Genomic DNA, 16,172 nt, shown 5'->3' with positions numbered 1-16,172 from the left:
GACCCAGCAGCAGCGGAGCGAGGGGGGAGCCGTGCCCGAGGGCCACACCATCCACCGGCTGGCCAAGGACTACGCCGAGGCCTTCCCGGCGGGCACCCCCCTGCGCGTCACCAGCCCCCAGGGCAAGTTCAGCGACGCCGCCGCCCTCCTCGACCGCACCCCGCTGCACACCACGGACGCCCACGGCAAGCACCTCTTCCTGGGCTTCGGCGGCCCCGGACGCGGCGAGTGGGTCCACATCCACCTCGGCCTCTTCGGCAAGGTCACCTTCGGCCCGGCCCCGGCCCCGCCGCCCACGGACACCGTGCGGCTGCGCCTCACCGGCAGCACCACGTACGTCGACCTGCGCGGCCCCACCACCTGCGCCCTGATCACGGAACCCGAGAAGCGGGCGATACACGACCGGCTCGGCCCCGACCCGCTCCGCCCCGACGCGGACCCCGAGCGCGCGTACCGCAGGATCAGCCGCAGCCGCACCACGATCGCCGCGCTCCTCATGGACCAGAAGGTCATCGCGGGTGTCGGCAACGTCTACCGCGCCGAGGTCCTCTTCCGGCACGGCATCGACCCCTACCGGGCCGGCAAGGACATCACCCGCGAACAGTGGGACGCGATCTGGGCCGACCTGGCCGCGCTGATGCGCGAGGGTGTCCGCAACAACCGCATCGACACCGTCCGCCCCGAGCACACCCCCGAGGCGATGGGCCGCCCGCCGCGCGTCGACGACCACGGCGGCGAGGTGTACGTCTACCGCAGGGCGAACCGGCCCTGCCACATCTGTGGCGGCGAGATCCGCACCGCCGACCTCGCCGCCCGCAACCTCTTCTGGTGCCCCGGCTGCCAGCGCCCGTGATCCCGGGCACACCGCACCGGAGCTCCCCGGGTCAGAAGCCGTGCGGCATCCACGGCGCCGGGTCGCTGCCGAAGGCGAGGGCGGCCTCGGCCAGCGCACCGCCGCGCAGCTCACGCACCCGCCCGGCCGTGGCGAGCGCCGTCAGGCTCACCCCGCCCAGATACGCGGCACCCAGCTCCCGCGCCGACAGCGCCAGGTCGGCCGCGTCCCGGGTGGGTTCGCAGGACGCCCCCTTGGCGTCCCCGCTCAGCCGCCAGCGCCCCGCGTTCCAGGGACAGAAGGCGTCCTCCACCTCCAGCACCACGTCCACCGGGGCCCGGTAGGTGCGCGCCGCCAGCGCCGCCCCGACCTCCACCGGCCGCACGTACAGCGCGTCCCGGCGGGCCGGGCGGCAGCGGCGTATGTCCGACACCAGGTACTGCCAGCCCTCGTCCACCGGCCGCCCCCGCGCCACCAGCGACGACGTCAGGTCGAGGCCGAACAGGAAGCGCCACAGCGCCGCGCCCGCCGCCGGATCCAGCGCCTCCAGGGCGCTGAGCACCACCTGACTGTCGGGACCGGCCGCACTCCAGGACGGCTTCACCCGGTACCGCGCGTACCCGACGGTCTCCCCGTCGCGCTCGGCGACCACGCACTGCAGCGGCGACGCGCCGTCCCGGTCGCTCTCCGGGTCGAGCAGTCCGACCCGCTCCCAGCCGGGCCGCCGCGCCAGCATCCCGGGACGGCCGGGCACCAGCCGGGCGTAGACCGCCTCGCAGGCGTCCAGCACCTCGGCGGGGTCGGAGTACCGCACCTGTACGTCATCCGTACCGTCCGGCACGGTCAGACCCACGCGCACGGTGTCGATCTCCGCGTCCAGCTGGAAGCTGGCGGCTCCGTAGCCGAACCGGCCGTAGATCGCCGGCTCCGACGCACAGAGCACCGCCAGCGGCTCGCCCCAGGAGCGGACGTCGTCCAACTGCCGCCGCATCATCGACGTCAGCACCCCGCGCCGCCGGTGCGTGGCCGCCACGCTCACCATGGTGACGCCCGCGGCCGGCACCGAGGTCCCGCCGGGCACCGTCAGCCGGAACGAGAACGCGCCCGCGGTGCCCACGCACCGCTCACCGTCCCAGGCGGCCAGGAAGCGGTCGAACTCGGTGATGGACCGCCACATCTCGCGTTCCTCGTCCGACTCCGGCAGCCCGCCGAAGGCGCGCAGGAGGTTGTCGTACGCGGTGTCCCACTCGTCCGGCCGCAGGGCCCGGAGCTCGGGCGCGCGGCCCGTCGAATCGTTCGCCATGAGGGCATGCCTACCAGGGCTCCATGATCCGGGCGAGGCAATTTCCGCCGGGCGGCCCCGGGAAGGCCCCGCGTGAAGTTCACTGTGAGTTCGGTCCCCGTCCGGGGGGACAACCTGGACCTCCCGTGCCAAGTGGCCGGTTGGATGGATAGGGTCCCGAACTGATGGCAGCAGGACGACAGCGGCGCGCGGAAGCCGGCACGTTCACGGCCCGGTTGAACAAACAGTGGCACCGGGTCCGCGTCGGCGTGCGCCGGGCCGCCGTGGACTACTTCCGCGGCGACGGCTCGGACTGGATCGCGCTCGCCGGGCTGCTGCTCACCGTTCCGCTGATCGCCGCCGGGACACTCGCCAACTCCGTGTGGTGCTCGCCCGCCGCGCTGTGCGTCCCGGTCGTCGCGGGCGGCCTGCTGCTGCGCCCGGCCAGTCTGCTCGGGCTGTACGCGGCGGCGCGACGCGCGCTGATCGTGGAGGCCGTGCAACTCGGCCCGTACACCGAGGGAGTGGCCCGGGTCACCCCCGGCGTGGTCCTGGTCGTCGCGGCCTGCGGCTTCTTCGGGCTGCTCGTCGCCCAGTTCCGCAGCCGGGTCGGCGTGCCCTGGCGGCGCGGCGGCACCATGCTGTTCGACCTGCGCGAACGCATCCGGGTGCAGAGCAAGCTGCCGAAGCTGCCGGCCGGCTGGCACCGGGAGATGGCGCTGCGCCCGGCCGGCGGCCAGTCCTTCTCCGGCGACTTCGTGGTCGCGGCCCGCACCAACGGCGGGCGCACCCTGGAGGTCGTCCTCACCGACGTCTCCGGCAAAGGCATGGACGCCGGTTCGCGCGCCCTGCTGCTGTCCGGTGCCTTCGGCGGGCTGCTCGGCAGCCTGCCCCCGCACGACTTCCTCCCCGCCGCCAACGGCTATCTGCTGCGCCAGGACTGGGACGAGGGCTTCGCCACCTCCATCCACCTGGTGCTGGACCTGGACTCCGGCGACTACGAGCTCTACTCCGCCGGACACCCGCCGGGCCTGCAGCTCAGCGCGGGCAGCGGCCGCTGGGAGGAGAAGGCCGCCGACGGCCCGCTGCTCGGCGTGTACGACGGCGCCCAGTTCGACCCGGTGAAGGGTTCGCTGCGCCCCGGTGACGTGCTGATGCTGTTCACGGACGGCCTGGTGGAGACCTCCGACCGGGACATGGTCGAGGGCATCGACCGGCTCACCGGCGAGGCCGACCGCTATGTCGCCGGCGGCTTCCACGGCGCCGCCTGGCATCTGATCGAGGCCGTCGCCAAGGACGTCAACGACGACCGGGCGCTGCTGCTGATCTGCCGCGAGGGCCCCACCGCGGCCGCCGCCCGCTGAACCGCACACCGGTCGGCCGCGGCCGGACACACCGCCCGTGTGCCGCCGGGCACACTGGTCGCGTGAACCGGACACCGAGCATGGACCTGACCGAGGTGGAGGCCACCGCCCGCGCCGCGCACGCCGGCCAGACCGACAAGGCGGGCCGGCCCTACGCCGAGCACCTCCAGGCGGTCGCCGAGGGCGTACGGCGGCGCGGCGGCGACGACGAACAGATCGCGGCGGCCTGGCTGCACGACGCCGTGGAGGACGACAGGCTCAGCCGCGCGTGGCTGGAGGGGGCCGCGCTCACCCGGCGCACCAAGGACATCGTCCTCGCCCTGACCAAGCGGTCCGGCGAGCCGCCCGAGGACTACGCGGCCCGTGTCCTGTCCACCCCGGGCGCACTGCTGGTCAAGGAGGCGGACCTGGCGCACAACGCCGACCCGGCCCGCCTCGCGGTCCTCGACGAGGCCACCCGGGCCCGGCTGACCGCCAAGTACGCGCGGATGCGCGCCCTGCTCGGCCTCACCGGCGACGGGGCGGCTCCCGCCCGCTAGACCGAGACCTTCTCGCCGGGCGCCCGCACCTCGACGGGCCGGTGCTGCTCGCGCACCCGGGCCACCTCGCCCGCGTCCTGCCGGAAGGCCCACGCCATGCGCGGCTCCACCACGCACCGCAGGGCCCGCTGCACCGGCCGGGTGCACAGCAGCGTCACGGCGGCGGCCGCGAAGAGGGTGAGGCACAGCACGCCGAGCGGCTCGTGCAGCCACGGCCGGTCGTAGAAGTCCGTGTAGTTGCCCGCCCGTACCAGGAAGGCGTGCAGCAGATAGCCGTAGATCGTGCCCGCGCCGAGGGCCGTGAACCACATGCGGCGGCGCGGTACCCAGGCGAGGAAGCAGACGGTCGTCAGCAGCGATCCGGCGAGCGTGCCGAACACCATGAGCGGACCCGCCCACCAGGGCGCGCCCAACTCCGCGGCGCCGTCGCTGTGGTACAGCCAGCCGAGCCGCAGGTACGGCATCGTCCACCAGACCACGGCCGTCGCCGCGAGGAACACCGGCACGGACAGCAGGCGCACCGAGCGGCGCTTGACCATCCGGAAGTGCTCGGGCCGCAGCGTCAGGCCCAGCACGAAGAAGGGGAGGAACTGCAGCACCCGCTGAAGTTCCAGGTCGTCACCGATCTGCGGGGACACCGAGCCCAGCGCGGCGATCACCAGCGAGACCGGCAGCGGGTGCCGGATCACCCTCCAGAGCGGCGTCGTCAGCCGCCACACGAACAACGCGCACAGGAACCACAGGTGGTAGGTGGGGTCCAGCAGCGTGATGCCGTGCCCCGGCTCGTCGTTGCCGTAGCGCTGGAACAGGGAGTACGCGGTCTCGAAGACCACGTAGGGGACGACGACTCCGGTGATCAGCCGCTGGACGTGCCGGGGACGCAGGTCGAAACCGCGCGAGAAGTAGCCGGAGATCAGGATGAACGCCGGCATGTGGAACAGGTAGACGACGCGGTAGGCGGTCTCCACCGCACCGTCGTCCAGGATCTGCCCCCACGCGTGGCCGACGGCCACCAGCACGATCGCCAGGTACTTGGCGTTGTCGAAGTAGGCGTCGCGCGGTCTGCCGCCCGGAGCGGGCCGGGTGCCCTCCTGGGGCGGGGTGCGCGGACTCGGCACCCCGTTCGCCGGCGCCTGTGCCGGGGGGAGCGGCGTCCTGCTGTTGCCGTACGGTCGCTGCGAGTTCGTCACTGACCCTCCCGGCGGGAACTCGGGGAGGCGATCGGGGAGCTCGCTGCGCTTGCGGGGGACGAGGCAGCGTGGAACATCTCAGGCACCCTAGCGTTGTCCTCGGGAATCCGTAAAACGCCCGACGTCATTCCTGGTTGTCCCGTTCGAGTACCCCGGATTCGGTAAAGCGCGCATGCCTTCCGGGCGAGGGGCAACGCATGTGCACGGCCGCCATGTTGGTGCCCGCCACCACCGTGCTTGTCAGGATTCATCCCCGTCATTCGGGTCATGGGGCCGGGCGGCGACTCCGGTGATATGTCCGCCTTGGCTGGGTCCTGCCCCCTTGGTCCGTACGTCTGTCGGGGTGGGGTACCGGCAATTCGAATTACCTGCGAACGCGTTGTGTGGACGCGGGAAAGAAATCGCCGAATTCCCTGCGCGGATCCTCCCTCGAATTGCCGTGCGAAACGCAGACATTGGTTCCGGCAAGGCCCGTACGGGGCCGCGCCGCACCCGGAGTCCCGGCGACGGCGACGGCGCCGTGGGACGGACGATGTGTCAGCGGCCGCATAGGGCGGCCCTGTTGGTGGCACGATGGTTCTGGCGGGGTGCGCGGGGATGCGTCGCCCGGGCCGGCGAAGCCGAACCGACCAAGGGTGTGATCAGTTGTGGCCATTTCACTGTCAGTGGTGCTGCTGTTGGCGATCATCCTGGTGGTGTTGCTGAGAGGTGGCTCCATCAAGGCGGGACCGGCGATCGTCGCCGTCCTCTTCGGCTTCTTCCTCGCCTCGACGGGCATGGCGGACGACATCCAGCGGTTCCTGGACTCGATAGCGGACATGATCAACTCGATCAGCTTCTGACCCGCCCCCGCGGAAGCGATCCGGATACGCCTCAGGGCCGGCCCACGGAGAGATCCGCGGACCGGCCCTGAGCCGTACAGAGCGGGCGACGGGAATCGAACCCGCGTAGCCAGTTTGGAAGACTGGGGCTCTACCATTGAGCTACGCCCGCACACTGCGTGCCGCGCGTCGGTGACCGCGGCACTGAGAGGCATCGTAGCGGGTCGTGCGCCTTCGTCGCACACCCCGTGTCCGGCCGGTCGCCGGGCGCCGCAGCGCGCCGGTAAAGGCGGCGGCCCTTTCTCCCGCGTGCATGTACCCTACGGATCGCACCAGACGGGGTGTGGCGCAGCTTGGTAGCGCGTCCGCTTTGGGAGCGGAAGGCCGTGGGTTCAAATCCCGCCACCCCGACCAGCCACCTGCTCACCTGCCGGTGATCGCCTTTTGGGTGCCGCAGCCGCTGCCGTTACTATGCAAGCTGCACGCCCATGTGTCTCTGAAGTCCGCTGGGCGGCGAATCGGCCGGACCGCTCTGGTCCCGGCAGAACCCGAGAAGTCAGCCACAAGGAGACCGAACCGTGAAGAGCGCCGTGGAGACCCTGAACCCGACCCGGGTTCGGCTCACTGTCGAGGTGCCCTTCGAGGAGCTCAAGGACAGCCTCGACGCGGCGTACAAGAAGATCAACCAGCAGGTCACGGTGAAGGGCTTCCGCAAGGGCAAGGTCCCGGCCCGGGTCATCGACCAGCGCTTCGGCCGCGGTGCGGTGCTGGAGGAGGCCGTCAACGACGCCCTCCCGAAGTTCTACACCGACGCGGTGAACGAGGCGGACCTCAACCCGCTCGGCCAGCCCGAGGTCGACATCACGGAGCTGAAGGACGGCGAGACGCTGAACTTCACCGCCGAGGTCGACATCCGCCCCTCCATCGAGATCCCGGACTACTCCGGCATCGAGGTCGAGGTCGACGCGGTCGAGGTCACCGACGAGGACGTGGAGAAGTCGGTCGAGCAGCTCCGTGAGCGCTTCGCCTCCACCTCCCCGGTCGAGCGTGCCGCCGAGGACGGCGACGTCGTCACCATCGACCTGGAGGCCAAGGTCGAGGGCGAGGTCCTCGAGGACGGCGTGGCCAGTGGTGTCTCCTACACCATCGGCTCCGGTGAGCTGCTGGACGGGATCGACGACGCCGTGAAGGGCCTGGAGGCGGGCGGCGAGGCCACCTTCACCTCCGAGCTCAAGGGCGGCTCGGCGGCCGGCAAGGAGGCCGAGGTCACCGTCAAGGTCACCCAGGTCGCCAAGCGTGAGCTGCCCGAGCTGGACGACGAGTTCGCTCAGCTCGCCTCCGAGTTCGACACCCTCGAGGAGCTGAAGGCGGACAGCCGCAAGCGCCTGGAGAACATGAAGCAGTACGACCAGGCCACGCAGGCGCAGGAGCGCGTCCTGGACAAGCTGCTCGAGCTGGTCGAGGTCCCCGTCCCCGAGAAGCTGCTCGAGGACGAGATCAACACCCGCAAGCACAACCTCGAGCACCACCAGCTCGGCCAGATGGGCCTCGACCTCGCGAAGTACCTGGAGATCCAGGGCAAGACCGAGGAGGAGTTCGAGACCGAGACCCGCGAGGCCGCGGTCAAGGGCATCAAGACCCAGTTCGTCCTCGACGAGCTCGTGAAGCAGGAGAAGCTCAACGTCAACCAGGAGGAGCTCACCGAGCACCTCATGCGGCGTGCGGCCTCCTCCGGCATGTCCCCCGACCAGTTCGCGCAGGCCGTCGTCGAGCAGGGCCAGGTCCCGCTGCTCGTCGGTGAGGTCGCCCGCGGCAAGGCGCTGGCCGCCGTGGTCGAGAAGGCCACGGTCAAGGACACCAACGGCGAGATCGTCGACCTCGAGGACGAAGAGGACGAGACCGGGTCCGCCGAGGCCGAGGCCACCGAGGCCTCCGCCGAGGAGAAGACCGAGGAGAAGACCGAGGGCTGAGCCCCGGCAAGGTGATCGACCGAGAAGGCCCCGGGGTGACGCCCCCGGGGCCTTCTCGTCACCGCCGGGACGAGCACCCTCCTCGGGGGCGCGGGGAGCCGCGCGAGCGACCACGCCGCCCCCGCGGCCGGCCCCCGGGGCCCGCGCCCCACGGCGCGTCCGTACGCCCCGCGGCGGACCGCGCCAGCCCCGCGCCGACTACGCCCCCGGCGAACACTCCCATCTCCGGGATTCCCCGAAGGGACCCGCGCGTTAGGGTCCATGAATACCAGGGCAGTGGAGTCTCCGATACGGCTCCCGCCCCCGCAGGGAACACGTGAGACGGCCCGGCGCCGTCGTAAGACGAGCAGGTGGATACGTGACGAATCTGATGCCTTCAGCCGCCGGCGAGCCTTCCATCGGTGGTGGCCTCGGCGACCAGGTCTACAACCGGCTGCTCGGCGAGCGGATCATCTTCCTCGGCCAGCCGGTCGACGACGACATCGCGAACAAGATCACCGCACAGCTGCTGCTCCTTGCCTCGGATCCCGACAAGGACATCTACCTCTACATCAACAGCCCCGGCGGTTCGATCACGGCCGGCATGGCGATCTACGACACCATGCAGTACATCAAGAACGACGTGGTGACGATCGCCATGGGTCTCGCGGCGTCCATGGGACAGTTCCTGCTCAGCGCGGGCACCCCCGGCAAGCGCTTCGCGCTGCCCAACGCCGAGATCCTGATCCACCAGCCCTCGGCGGGTCTCGCCGGCTCCGCGTCGGACATCAAGATCCACGCCGAGCGGCTGCTGCACACCAAGAAGCGCATGGCCGAGCTCACGGCCCAGCACACCGGCCAGTCGGTCGAGCAGATCACCCGTGACTCGGACCGTGACCGCTGGTTCGACGCCTTCGAGGCCAAGGAGTACGGCCTCATCGACGACGTGATCGCCACGGCCGCCGGCATGCCGGGCGGCGGCGGCACCGGGGCCTGAGCAGCCCCACGGGGCTCCACGAGCCCCGTAGGCCCCGCCCGGGCCCCGTGAAGCCCTGGGCGGGCCCCAGCGCCCCAGCCGACCGCCTCAGCCCCTTTCAGGAGACACCGTGAACGCATTCCCCGGCAGCGGGATCTACGACCGTATGCAGGCCGCGCAGGACATGAGTGCCTCGCAGGGCCGTTACACCGGCCCGCAGGCCGAGTCCCGTTACGTCATTCCGCGCTTCGTCGAGCGCACCTCCCAGGGCATCCGTGAGTACGACCCGTACGCGAAGCTCTTCGAGGAGCGCGTGATCTTCCTCGGCGTGCAGATCGACGACGCCTCGGCCAACGACGTCATGGCGCAGCTGCTGTGCCTGGAGTCGATGGACCCCGACCGGGACATCTCGGTCTACATCAACAGCCCCGGCGGCTCCTTCACCGCGCTCACCGCGATCTACGACACCATGCAGTACGTGAAGCCCGACGTGCAGACGGTCTGCATGGGCCAGGCGGCCTCCGCCGCCGCGGTCCTGCTGGCCGCGGGCACGCCCGGCAAGCGCATGGCGCTGCCGAACGCCCGGGTGCTGATCCACCAGCCCTACAGCGAGACCGGCCGCGGCCAGGTATCAGACCTGGAGATCGCCGCCAACGAGATCCTCCGCATGCGTACGCAGCTGGAGGACATGCTGGCCAAGCACTCCACCCGTCCGATCGAGAAGATCCGTGAGGACATCGAGCGCGACAAGATCCTCACGGCCGAGGACGCGCTGGAGTACGGCCTGATCGACCAGATCATCACCACCCGGAAGATGGACAACTCCAGCCTGCGCTGATGCGCGGCTGGGGTGTAACGTCTGCCGCCCCTTGGCACGGTTTGGCACGGTCCACGTCAAAGTGAACCGTGCCAAGGGGGGCCCGAACGGGGGGCCAGGCAAGGTACCGTCGGACATAAGGCAGCACCAGGAGCCGTCGGACATTGATGTCCGGGCGTCTCCCAGGCGAAGGGGAAGCACACCGTGGCACGCATCGGTGACGGCGGCGATCTGCTCAAGTGCTCGTTCTGCGGCAAGAGCCAGAAGCAGGTCAAGAAGCTCATCGCAGGGCCCGGTGTGTACATCTGCGACGAGTGCATCGATCTCTGCAACGAGATCATCGAGGAAGAGCTCGCCGAGACCAGCGAGGTCCGCTGGGAGGAGCTCCCCAAGCCCCGCGAGATCTACGAGTTCCTCGAGGGGTACGTCGTGGGCCAGGAGGCGGCCAAGAAGGCCCTCTCGGTCGCGGTGTACAACCACTACAAGCGCGTCCAGGCCGGCGAGAACGGCGGCGCCCAGGGCCGTGACGACGCCATCGAGCTGGCGAAGTCCAACATCCTGCTGCTGGGCCCGACGGGCTCCGGCAAGACCCTGCTGGCGCAGACCCTCGCCCGCATGCTGAACGTCCCCTTCGCGATCGCCGACGCCACGGCGCTCACCGAGGCCGGCTACGTCGGCGAGGACGTCGAGAACATCCTGCTCAAGCTGATCCAGGCGGCCGACTACGACGTCAAGAAGGCCGAGACCGGGATCATCTACATTGACGAGATCGACAAGGTCGCCCGAAAGAGCGAAAACCCGTCGATCACCCGGGACGTCAGCGGCGAGGGCGTGCAGCAGGCGCTGCTGAAGATCCTCGAGGGCACCACGGCCTCGGTCCCTCCACAGGGCGGACGCAAGCACCCGCACCAGGAGTTCATCCAGATCGACACGACGAACGTGCTGTTCATCGTGGGCGGTGCCTTCGCCGGACTGGAGAAGATCATCGAGGGCCGGGCCGGTGCCAAGGGCATCGGCTTCGGTGCGACGATCATCTCCAAGCAGGAGCGGGAGTCCAAGGACCAGTTCGAGGAGGTCATGCCGGAGGACCTGGTCAAGTTCGGCATGATCCCCGAGTTCATCGGCCGCCTCCCCGTCATCACCAGCGTGCACAACCTCGACCGCGAGGCCCTGCTGCAGATCCTGGTCGAGCCGCGTAACGCGCTGGTGAAGCAGTACCAGCGCCTGTTCGAACTCGACGGTGTGGAGCTGGACTTCGAGCGCGAGGCGCTGGAGGCCATCGCCGACCAGGCGATCCTGCGCCAGACCGGCGCCCGCGGCCTGCGCGCCATCATGGAGGAGGTCCTCCAGGGCGTGATGTACGAGGTCCCGTCCCGCAAGGACGTCGCCCGCGTGGTCATCACGGCGGACGTGGTGCTCTCCAACGTCAACCCGACGCTCATCCCGCGCGACTCGCGCGGCCGCGGCTCGGGCGAGCAGAAGACGGCGTGACCCCCGGCGCCTGCGCGGCGTTCGGGCACAGGACGGCGAAAGGGCGTCCGGCGGAAGCCGGACGCCCTTTCCGTCTGCTCGGGTCCTAGTTCTTGACGCGCACCTCGTCGCGGACGTCGGCGGCGATCTCCGCGGACTCGTCGAGCGAGTACGTCTTGCCGGCGGAGGTCGGCTCGACCACGGCGACCGTGCTGTAGTCGGCCCAGACGCACATGTACGTCGTCTGGTCCTTCTTGGTCACGGGGTGCTGGGTCTCGGCCTCCTGGCACTTCATCACGGCGCCGTCCAGCCCGCCGGGGGACACCGACTCCGGCTCACCGACCAGGTTGACCTTCTTGTCGTCGGTGTTCTTGTGCATCTGCGTGAACATCACGTCGAGCGCCTTCTCCGGGTCCTCGACCTTCCCATAGACACCGAAGTAGGTGATGTTCTCCGCGGACTCCAGCTTCGCCACGTCGGCCGTGTCGCTGGGGTCGAGCGTCGTCAGGTCCGTGGTGGAGTAGACGGCGGCGACCGAGGTCGCGTCGCTCACCCCGGCCGTGGCCAGGTCCTTGGCGTCGCTGGAGCTCGCCTTCTCCTCCTGCGCCGGGCCCTGGCGGTCGTACTTGTCCGAGAGGACCGACGAGGGCGCGGACAGCTTGTGCGGGCCGTCGTCCTTCAGGCCGCCGCCGCTGTCACCGCCGAGGACGAAGTAGGCGCCGACACCGATGGCCGCCACGACCGCGACGGCGCCGACGATGATCGCTGCCTTCTTGCCGCCGCCTCCACCGGACGCCGGCGGCTGCGGAGGCATGCCGTACTGCGGCTGCTGGCCGTAGGGCGGCTGCTGCGGCGGAACCCCGGGTTGTTCCGGCTGCTGCGGGTAGCCGTAGCCGGGCTGGTCTGGCGGGGGCGTCTGCTGGGGGTAGCCGTAGCCGGGCTGCGGCGGGGTCTGCGGCGGCTGGCCGTACGGTCCCTGCTGGCCGTACGGGCCGGGCTGCTGGGGCTGCCCGCCGTACGGGCCCGGCTGGTTGAAGCTCATGACTGGGTTCCCCCTCGTGTTCGCTGCTGCGGTGCCGTCAGGCCTTGACGCGGATCTGCTCGCGGAGCTTGGTGGTCAGGTCGACCGCGGTGTCCTTGTCGACGCCCGTGCCGGCGTTGTCTCCGGGCGAGACCATGCCGACCGTGCTGTGGTCGGCCCAGGCGCAGAACCAGTCGGTCGACTGCTTCTTGGTGAGCGAGTTGGTGCTCTTCGTCGACTGGCACTTGGCGACCGTGCCGTCGATCTCGACCTCCTCGGGCTCGCCGACCAGCTCGGGGTTCTCCATCCCGCCCGAGTTCTCCGAGGAGCTCTTCTCCACCTGCTCCTGGATGTTGGTGAAGAACTTGTCCAGTGTCTTTTGCGGGTCGGCGATCTCGCCGTAACCGCCCACCATGGTGACCCCCTTGGCGGTGAGCAGTTCCGACCGGTCGGGGAAGTCGCCCGCGGTGCTGGGATCGGCCGGGTCGTAGCTGCCGAAGTCGGCGGTCGACCACTGGCCGAGGATGGCGGTGCCGTTCCTGACCCCGCTCTTCTCCATGTCCTTCGCGGTGTCGGAGCCGCTCTCCTCGGAGCCGTCGCCGAACCGGTTGTAGTCGTCCAGCACCGTCTTCGGCGTGGTGAGCTTGTGCGGGCCGTCGTCCTTCAGGGTGTCCGCGCCGCCGCCGCCTCCGCCGATGACGAAGTACGCGCCGACACCGATGGCCGCCACGACCGCGACGGCGCCGACCACGATGGCGGCCACCTTGCCGCCGCCCCCGCCGGAGGCCGACGGCTGGGGAGGCGGGCCGTAGGGCGGCTGTCCGTACTGCGGCTGCTGGCCCTGCTGGCCGTAGGGGGCCTGCTGTCCGTACTGCGGCTGCTGGCCGTAAGGGGGCTGCTGGGGCGGAACGGGTAGCCGTAGCCGGGCTGGCCGGGCGGGGCGTCTGTCTGGGGTAGCCGTAGCCGGGCTGCGGGGTCTGCGGCGGCTGGCCGTACGGTCCCTGCTGGCCGTACGGGCCGGGCTGCTGGGGCTGCCCGCCGTACGGGCCCGGCTGGTTGTGACTCATGACTGGGTTCCCCTCCAGACGCTTACGTGCTGCTGACATCCTGGCTCAGAGTCAACGACTCCAGACCGGCGGGGGTCGCACCGTTACAAAGGAAACGCGTTTCGGGACACCCCCGTGACGGCTCTAAACTGAGCGCGTGACCGACAACGCTCAGCAGCAGCCACCAGCGCCCACGACCGAACTGCCGACCCAGTACGCGCCGGCCGACGTAGAGGGGCCGCTGTACGAGCGCTGGGTGGAGCGGGGTTACTTCGAGGCGGACGCGAAGAGCGACAAGCCGCCCTACACCATCGTCATCCCCCCGCCGAACGTCACCGGCAGCCTGCACCTGGGCCACGCGTTCGAGCACACGCTGATCGACGCCCTCACGCGCCGCAAGCGCATGCAGGGGTACGAGACGCTGTGGCAGCCCGGCATGGACCACGCCGGCATCGCCACGCAGAACGTGGTCGAGCGGGAGCTCGCCAAGGAGGGCAAGTCCCGCCACGACCTGGGCCGTGAGGCGTTCGTCGAGCGGGTCTGGAAGTGGAAGGCGGAGTCCGGCGGCCAGATCGGCGGCCAGATGCGCCGCCTCGGCGACGGCGTCGCCTGGACGCGTGAGCGCTTCACCATGGACGAGGGACTGTCCCAGGCCGTCCAGACCATCTTCAAGCGGCTCTACGACGACGAGCTGATCTACCGCGCCGAGCGCATCATCAACTGGTGCCCGCGCTGTCTGACCGCGATCTCCGACATCGAGGTCAACTACCAGGACGACGACGGCGAGCTCGTCTCCATGAAGTACGGCGAGGGGGACGACACCATCGTCGTCGCCACGACCCGCGCGGAGACGATGCTCGGTGACACGGCCGTCGCCGTCCACCCCGAGGACGAGCGCTACAAGCACCTCATCGGCAAGCTCGTCAAGCTGCCGCTGACCGACCGCTCCATCCCGGTCGTCGCCGACGAGCACGTCGACCCGGAGTTCGGCACCGGTGCCGTCAAGGTGACCCCGGCCCACGACCCGAACGACTTCGAGATCGGCCAGCGCCATGACCTGCCGTCCATCGCCGTGATGGACGAGCACGCCGTCATCACCGCGCACGGCCCCTTCCAGGGCCTGGACCGCCTCGAGGCCCGCTCCGCCATCGTCGCCGCGCTGCGCGCCGAGGGCCGGATCGTCGCCGAGAAGCGCCCCTACGTCCACTCCGTCGGCCACTGCTCGCGGTGCAGCACCACCATCGAGCCGCGGCTGTCCATGCAGTGGTGGGTCAAGGTCGGCCCGCTCGCCAAGGCCGCCGGTGACGCGGTCCGCGACGGCCGCGTCAAGATCCACCCGCAGGAGATGGAGAAGCGCTACTTCGACTGGGTCGACAACCTCCACGACTGGTGCATCTCGCGGCAGTTGTGGTGGGGCCACCGCATCCCCGTCTGGTACGGGCCGGACGGCGAGGTCGTCTGCGTCGGACCGGACGAGGAGCCGCCGAGCGGCGAGGGCTGGCGCCAGGACTCCGACGTCCTCGACACCTGGTTCTCCTCGGGCCTGTGGCCGTTCTCCACGCTGGGCTGGCCCGAGCGGACCGAGTCGCTCGCGAAGTTCTACCCGAACTCCGTCCTGCTCACCGGCTACGACATCCTCTTCTTCTGGGTCGCCCGGATGATGATGTTCGGCCTCTACGCGATGGACGGCACTCCGCCGTTCCACACCATCGCCCTGCACGGCATGGTCCGTGACCAGAACGGCAAGAAGATGTCCAAGTCCTTCGGGAACGTGGTCAACCCGCTGGACTGGATGGACAAGTACGGCTCCGACGCGCTCCGCTTCACCCTGGCGCGCGGCGCCAACCCGGGCGTCGACGTGCCGATCGGCGAGGACTGGGTCCAGGGCTCGCGCAACTTCGCCAACAAGATCTGGAACGCCACGCGCTTCGCGCTGATGAACGGCGCGACGGTCGAGGGCGAGCTGCCGGACGCCTCCCGGATGTCGCCCACCGACCGCTGGATCCTGTCCCGGCTGAACTCCGTCGTCGCCGAGGTCGACGCGTACTACGACGACTACCAGTTCGCCAAGCTGTCGGACGCGCTGTTCCACTTCGCCTGGGACGAGGTCTTCGACTGGTACGTCGAGCTGTCCAAGACGACGTTCCAGGCGGGCGGCGAGGCGGCCGAGGTCAGCAAGCGGGTCCTCGGCGAGGTCCTCGACGTCACGCTGCGGCTGCTGCACCCGGTGGTCCCGTTCGTCACCGAGACCCTGTGGACGACGCTGACCGGCGGCGAGTCCGTCGTCATCGCCGACTGGCCGGCCGACAGCGGCTTCCGCGACGAGGCCGCCGAGCGGGAGATCGGGACGCTCCAGTCCGTGATCACCGAGGTCCGCCGGTTCCGCGCCGACCAGGGCCTGCAGCCCGGCCAGCGGGTCCCGGCCCGGCTGACGCTGGAGGGCACCCCCCTCGCCGCGCACGAGGCGGCCATCCGCCAGCTGCTGCGGCTGCAGCCCGAGGGCGACTCCTTCACGGCCACGGCGACCCTGCCGGTCGCCGGTGTCGAGGTCGCGCTGGACCTGTCCGGCGTGATCGACGTCGCCGCCGAGCGCAAGCGGCTCGCCAAGGACCTCGCCGCCGCCGAGAAGGAGAAGGCCCAGGCGACGGCGAAGCTCGGCAACGAGGCGTTCCTGGCCAAGGCCCCGGACCACGTCGTCGACAAGATCCGCACGCGGCTCGCCAAGGCCGAGGACGACATCGTCCGCATCCGCACCCAGCTCGACCGGCTGCCCCAGGCCTGACGCCCGGCCCGCAGTCCGTACGGCCCCCGACCGGTACCTCCCGGCCGGGGGCCGTTCACGTCGTGGTGGCGGCCCCGTAACCC

Annotated in this window: 12 protein-coding genes, 2 tRNA genes and 1 pseudogene; 10 read left to right on the top strand and 5 right to left on the bottom strand. The window is 70.4% G+C overall.

Translation table 11 applies throughout. From position 1 onward, the window contains the following. Window positions 1-31 precede the first annotated feature (31 nt). Window positions 32-853, top strand: coding sequence for an Fpg/Nei family DNA glycosylase (locus tag F3L20_RS26520; protein ID WP_150156467.1), 822 nt, complete (start codon window positions 32-34; stop codon window positions 851-853). 31 nt (window positions 854-884) lie between these two features. Here F3L20_RS26520 and F3L20_RS26515 read toward each other — a convergent pair whose 3' ends face one another. Continuing rightward, window positions 885-2,135: a GNAT family N-acetyltransferase gene (locus F3L20_RS26515; RefSeq protein ID WP_150156466.1), complete on the bottom strand. Its 1,251-nt coding sequence runs from the start codon at window positions 2,133-2,135 to the stop codon at window positions 885-887. 164 nt (window positions 2,136-2,299) lie between these two features. On the opposite strand from F3L20_RS26515, the gene F3L20_RS26510 reads away from it, so the two are divergent. After that, window positions 2,300-3,478, top strand: a complete 1,179-nt coding sequence (locus F3L20_RS26510; protein ID WP_150156465.1) for a PP2C family protein-serine/threonine phosphatase — start codon at window positions 2,300-2,302, stop codon at window positions 3,476-3,478. An 80-nt stretch (window positions 3,479-3,558) separates the two neighbouring features. Next, entirely contained in the window at window positions 3,559-4,017 is a 459-nt protein-coding gene (locus tag F3L20_RS26505) for an HD domain-containing protein (RefSeq protein ID WP_150157501.1), read from the top strand. Here F3L20_RS26505 and F3L20_RS26500 read toward each other — a convergent pair. Then, on the bottom strand, window positions 4,014-5,207 hold the full coding sequence (locus F3L20_RS26500) for an acyltransferase family protein (protein WP_150156464.1): 1,194 nt from the start codon (window positions 5,205-5,207) through the stop codon (window positions 4,014-4,016). The genes F3L20_RS26505 and F3L20_RS26500 overlap by 4 nt on opposite strands. A gap of 647 nt (window positions 5,208-5,854) precedes the next feature. Between F3L20_RS26500 and F3L20_RS26495 the strand changes: the two genes are divergently transcribed. Continuing rightward, a complete protein-coding gene (locus tag F3L20_RS26495; protein ID WP_024887528.1) occupies window positions 5,855-6,049 on the top strand; it encodes a hypothetical protein in 195 nt (64 codons plus the stop codon). Between the two features lie 80 nt (window positions 6,050-6,129). On the opposite strand, the gene F3L20_RS26490 is transcribed toward F3L20_RS26495, so the two are convergent. After that, a tRNA-Gly gene (locus F3L20_RS26490) sits at window positions 6,130-6,200 on the bottom strand. Between the two features lie 165 nt (window positions 6,201-6,365). Here F3L20_RS26490 and F3L20_RS26485 point away from each other — a divergent pair. The 5 genes from F3L20_RS26485 to clpX all read left to right on the top strand — a co-directional run bounded on the left by F3L20_RS26485 (window position 6,366) and on the right by clpX (window position 11,261). Further along, window positions 6,366-6,442 (top strand) — tRNA-Pro (locus F3L20_RS26485). A gap of 164 nt (window positions 6,443-6,606) precedes the next feature. Beyond that, window positions 6,607-7,998: a trigger factor gene (gene tig, locus F3L20_RS26480; RefSeq protein ID WP_150156463.1), complete on the top strand. Its 1,392-nt coding sequence runs from the start codon at window positions 6,607-6,609 to the stop codon at window positions 7,996-7,998. Window positions 7,999-8,368: 370 nt separating this feature from the next. Continuing rightward, window positions 8,369-8,974, top strand: a complete 606-nt coding sequence (locus F3L20_RS26475) for an ATP-dependent Clp protease proteolytic subunit (RefSeq protein ID WP_167534721.1) — start codon at window positions 8,369-8,371, stop codon at window positions 8,972-8,974. Window positions 8,975-9,083: 109 nt separating this feature from the next. Next, window positions 9,084-9,791 carry an ATP-dependent Clp protease proteolytic subunit gene (locus tag F3L20_RS26470; RefSeq protein ID WP_145827772.1) on the top strand — a complete coding sequence of 236 codons (708 nt, stop codon included), beginning with the start codon at window positions 9,084-9,086 and terminating at the stop codon, window positions 9,789-9,791. 183 nt (window positions 9,792-9,974) lie between these two features. After that, window positions 9,975-11,261 carry an ATP-dependent Clp protease ATP-binding subunit ClpX gene (clpX, locus tag F3L20_RS26465; protein WP_024887532.1) on the top strand — a complete coding sequence of 429 codons (1,287 nt, stop codon included), beginning with the start codon at window positions 9,975-9,977 and terminating at the stop codon, window positions 11,259-11,261. Between the two features lie 85 nt (window positions 11,262-11,346). Here clpX and F3L20_RS26460 read toward each other — a convergent pair whose 3' ends face one another. Together F3L20_RS26460 and F3L20_RS26455 are read right to left on the bottom strand one after the other, a co-directional pair. Next, window positions 11,347-12,282, bottom strand: a complete 936-nt coding sequence (locus tag F3L20_RS26460; protein ID WP_150156462.1) for a hypothetical protein — start codon at window positions 12,280-12,282, stop codon at window positions 11,347-11,349. Between the two features lie 37 nt (window positions 12,283-12,319). Further along, window positions 12,320-13,328: pseudogene (locus tag F3L20_RS26455) on the bottom strand (hypothetical protein). A gap of 136 nt (window positions 13,329-13,464) precedes the next feature. On the opposite strand from F3L20_RS26455, the gene F3L20_RS26450 reads away from it, so the two are divergent. Next, complete coding sequence (locus F3L20_RS26450; RefSeq protein ID WP_150156461.1) at window positions 13,465-16,089, top strand: valine--tRNA ligase; 2,625 nt, start codon at window positions 13,465-13,467, stop codon at window positions 16,087-16,089. Window positions 16,090-16,172 lie beyond the last annotated feature (83 nt).

Source organism: Streptomyces tendae (assembly GCF_008632955.1).
Taxonomy (GTDB): Bacteria; Actinomycetota; Actinomycetes; order Streptomycetales; family Streptomycetaceae; genus Streptomyces.
Note: the sequence above shows the minus strand (reverse complement) of the source record. Positions and strands in the feature narration are given on the sequence as shown.

Excerpts from the sequence above, each read along its gene's own strand:
- F3L20_RS26475 (WP_167534721.1), top strand. The coding sequence starts at position 8,369 with ATGCCTTCAGCCGCCGGCGAGCCTTCCATCGGTGGTGGCCTCGGCGAC.
- F3L20_RS26460 (WP_150156462.1), bottom strand. The coding sequence starts at position 12,282 with ATGAGCTTCAACCAGCCGGGCCCGTACGGCGGGCAGCCCCAGCAGCCC.
- F3L20_RS26515 (WP_150156466.1), bottom strand. The coding sequence starts at position 2,135 with ATGGCGAACGATTCGACGGGCCGCGCGCCCGAGCTCCGGGCCCTGCGG.
- F3L20_RS26510 (WP_150156465.1), top strand. The coding sequence starts at position 2,300 with ATGGCAGCAGGACGACAGCGGCGCGCGGAAGCCGGCACGTTCACGGCC.
- F3L20_RS26505 (WP_150157501.1), top strand. The coding sequence starts at position 3,559 with ATGGACCTGACCGAGGTGGAGGCCACCGCCCGCGCCGCGCACGCCGGC.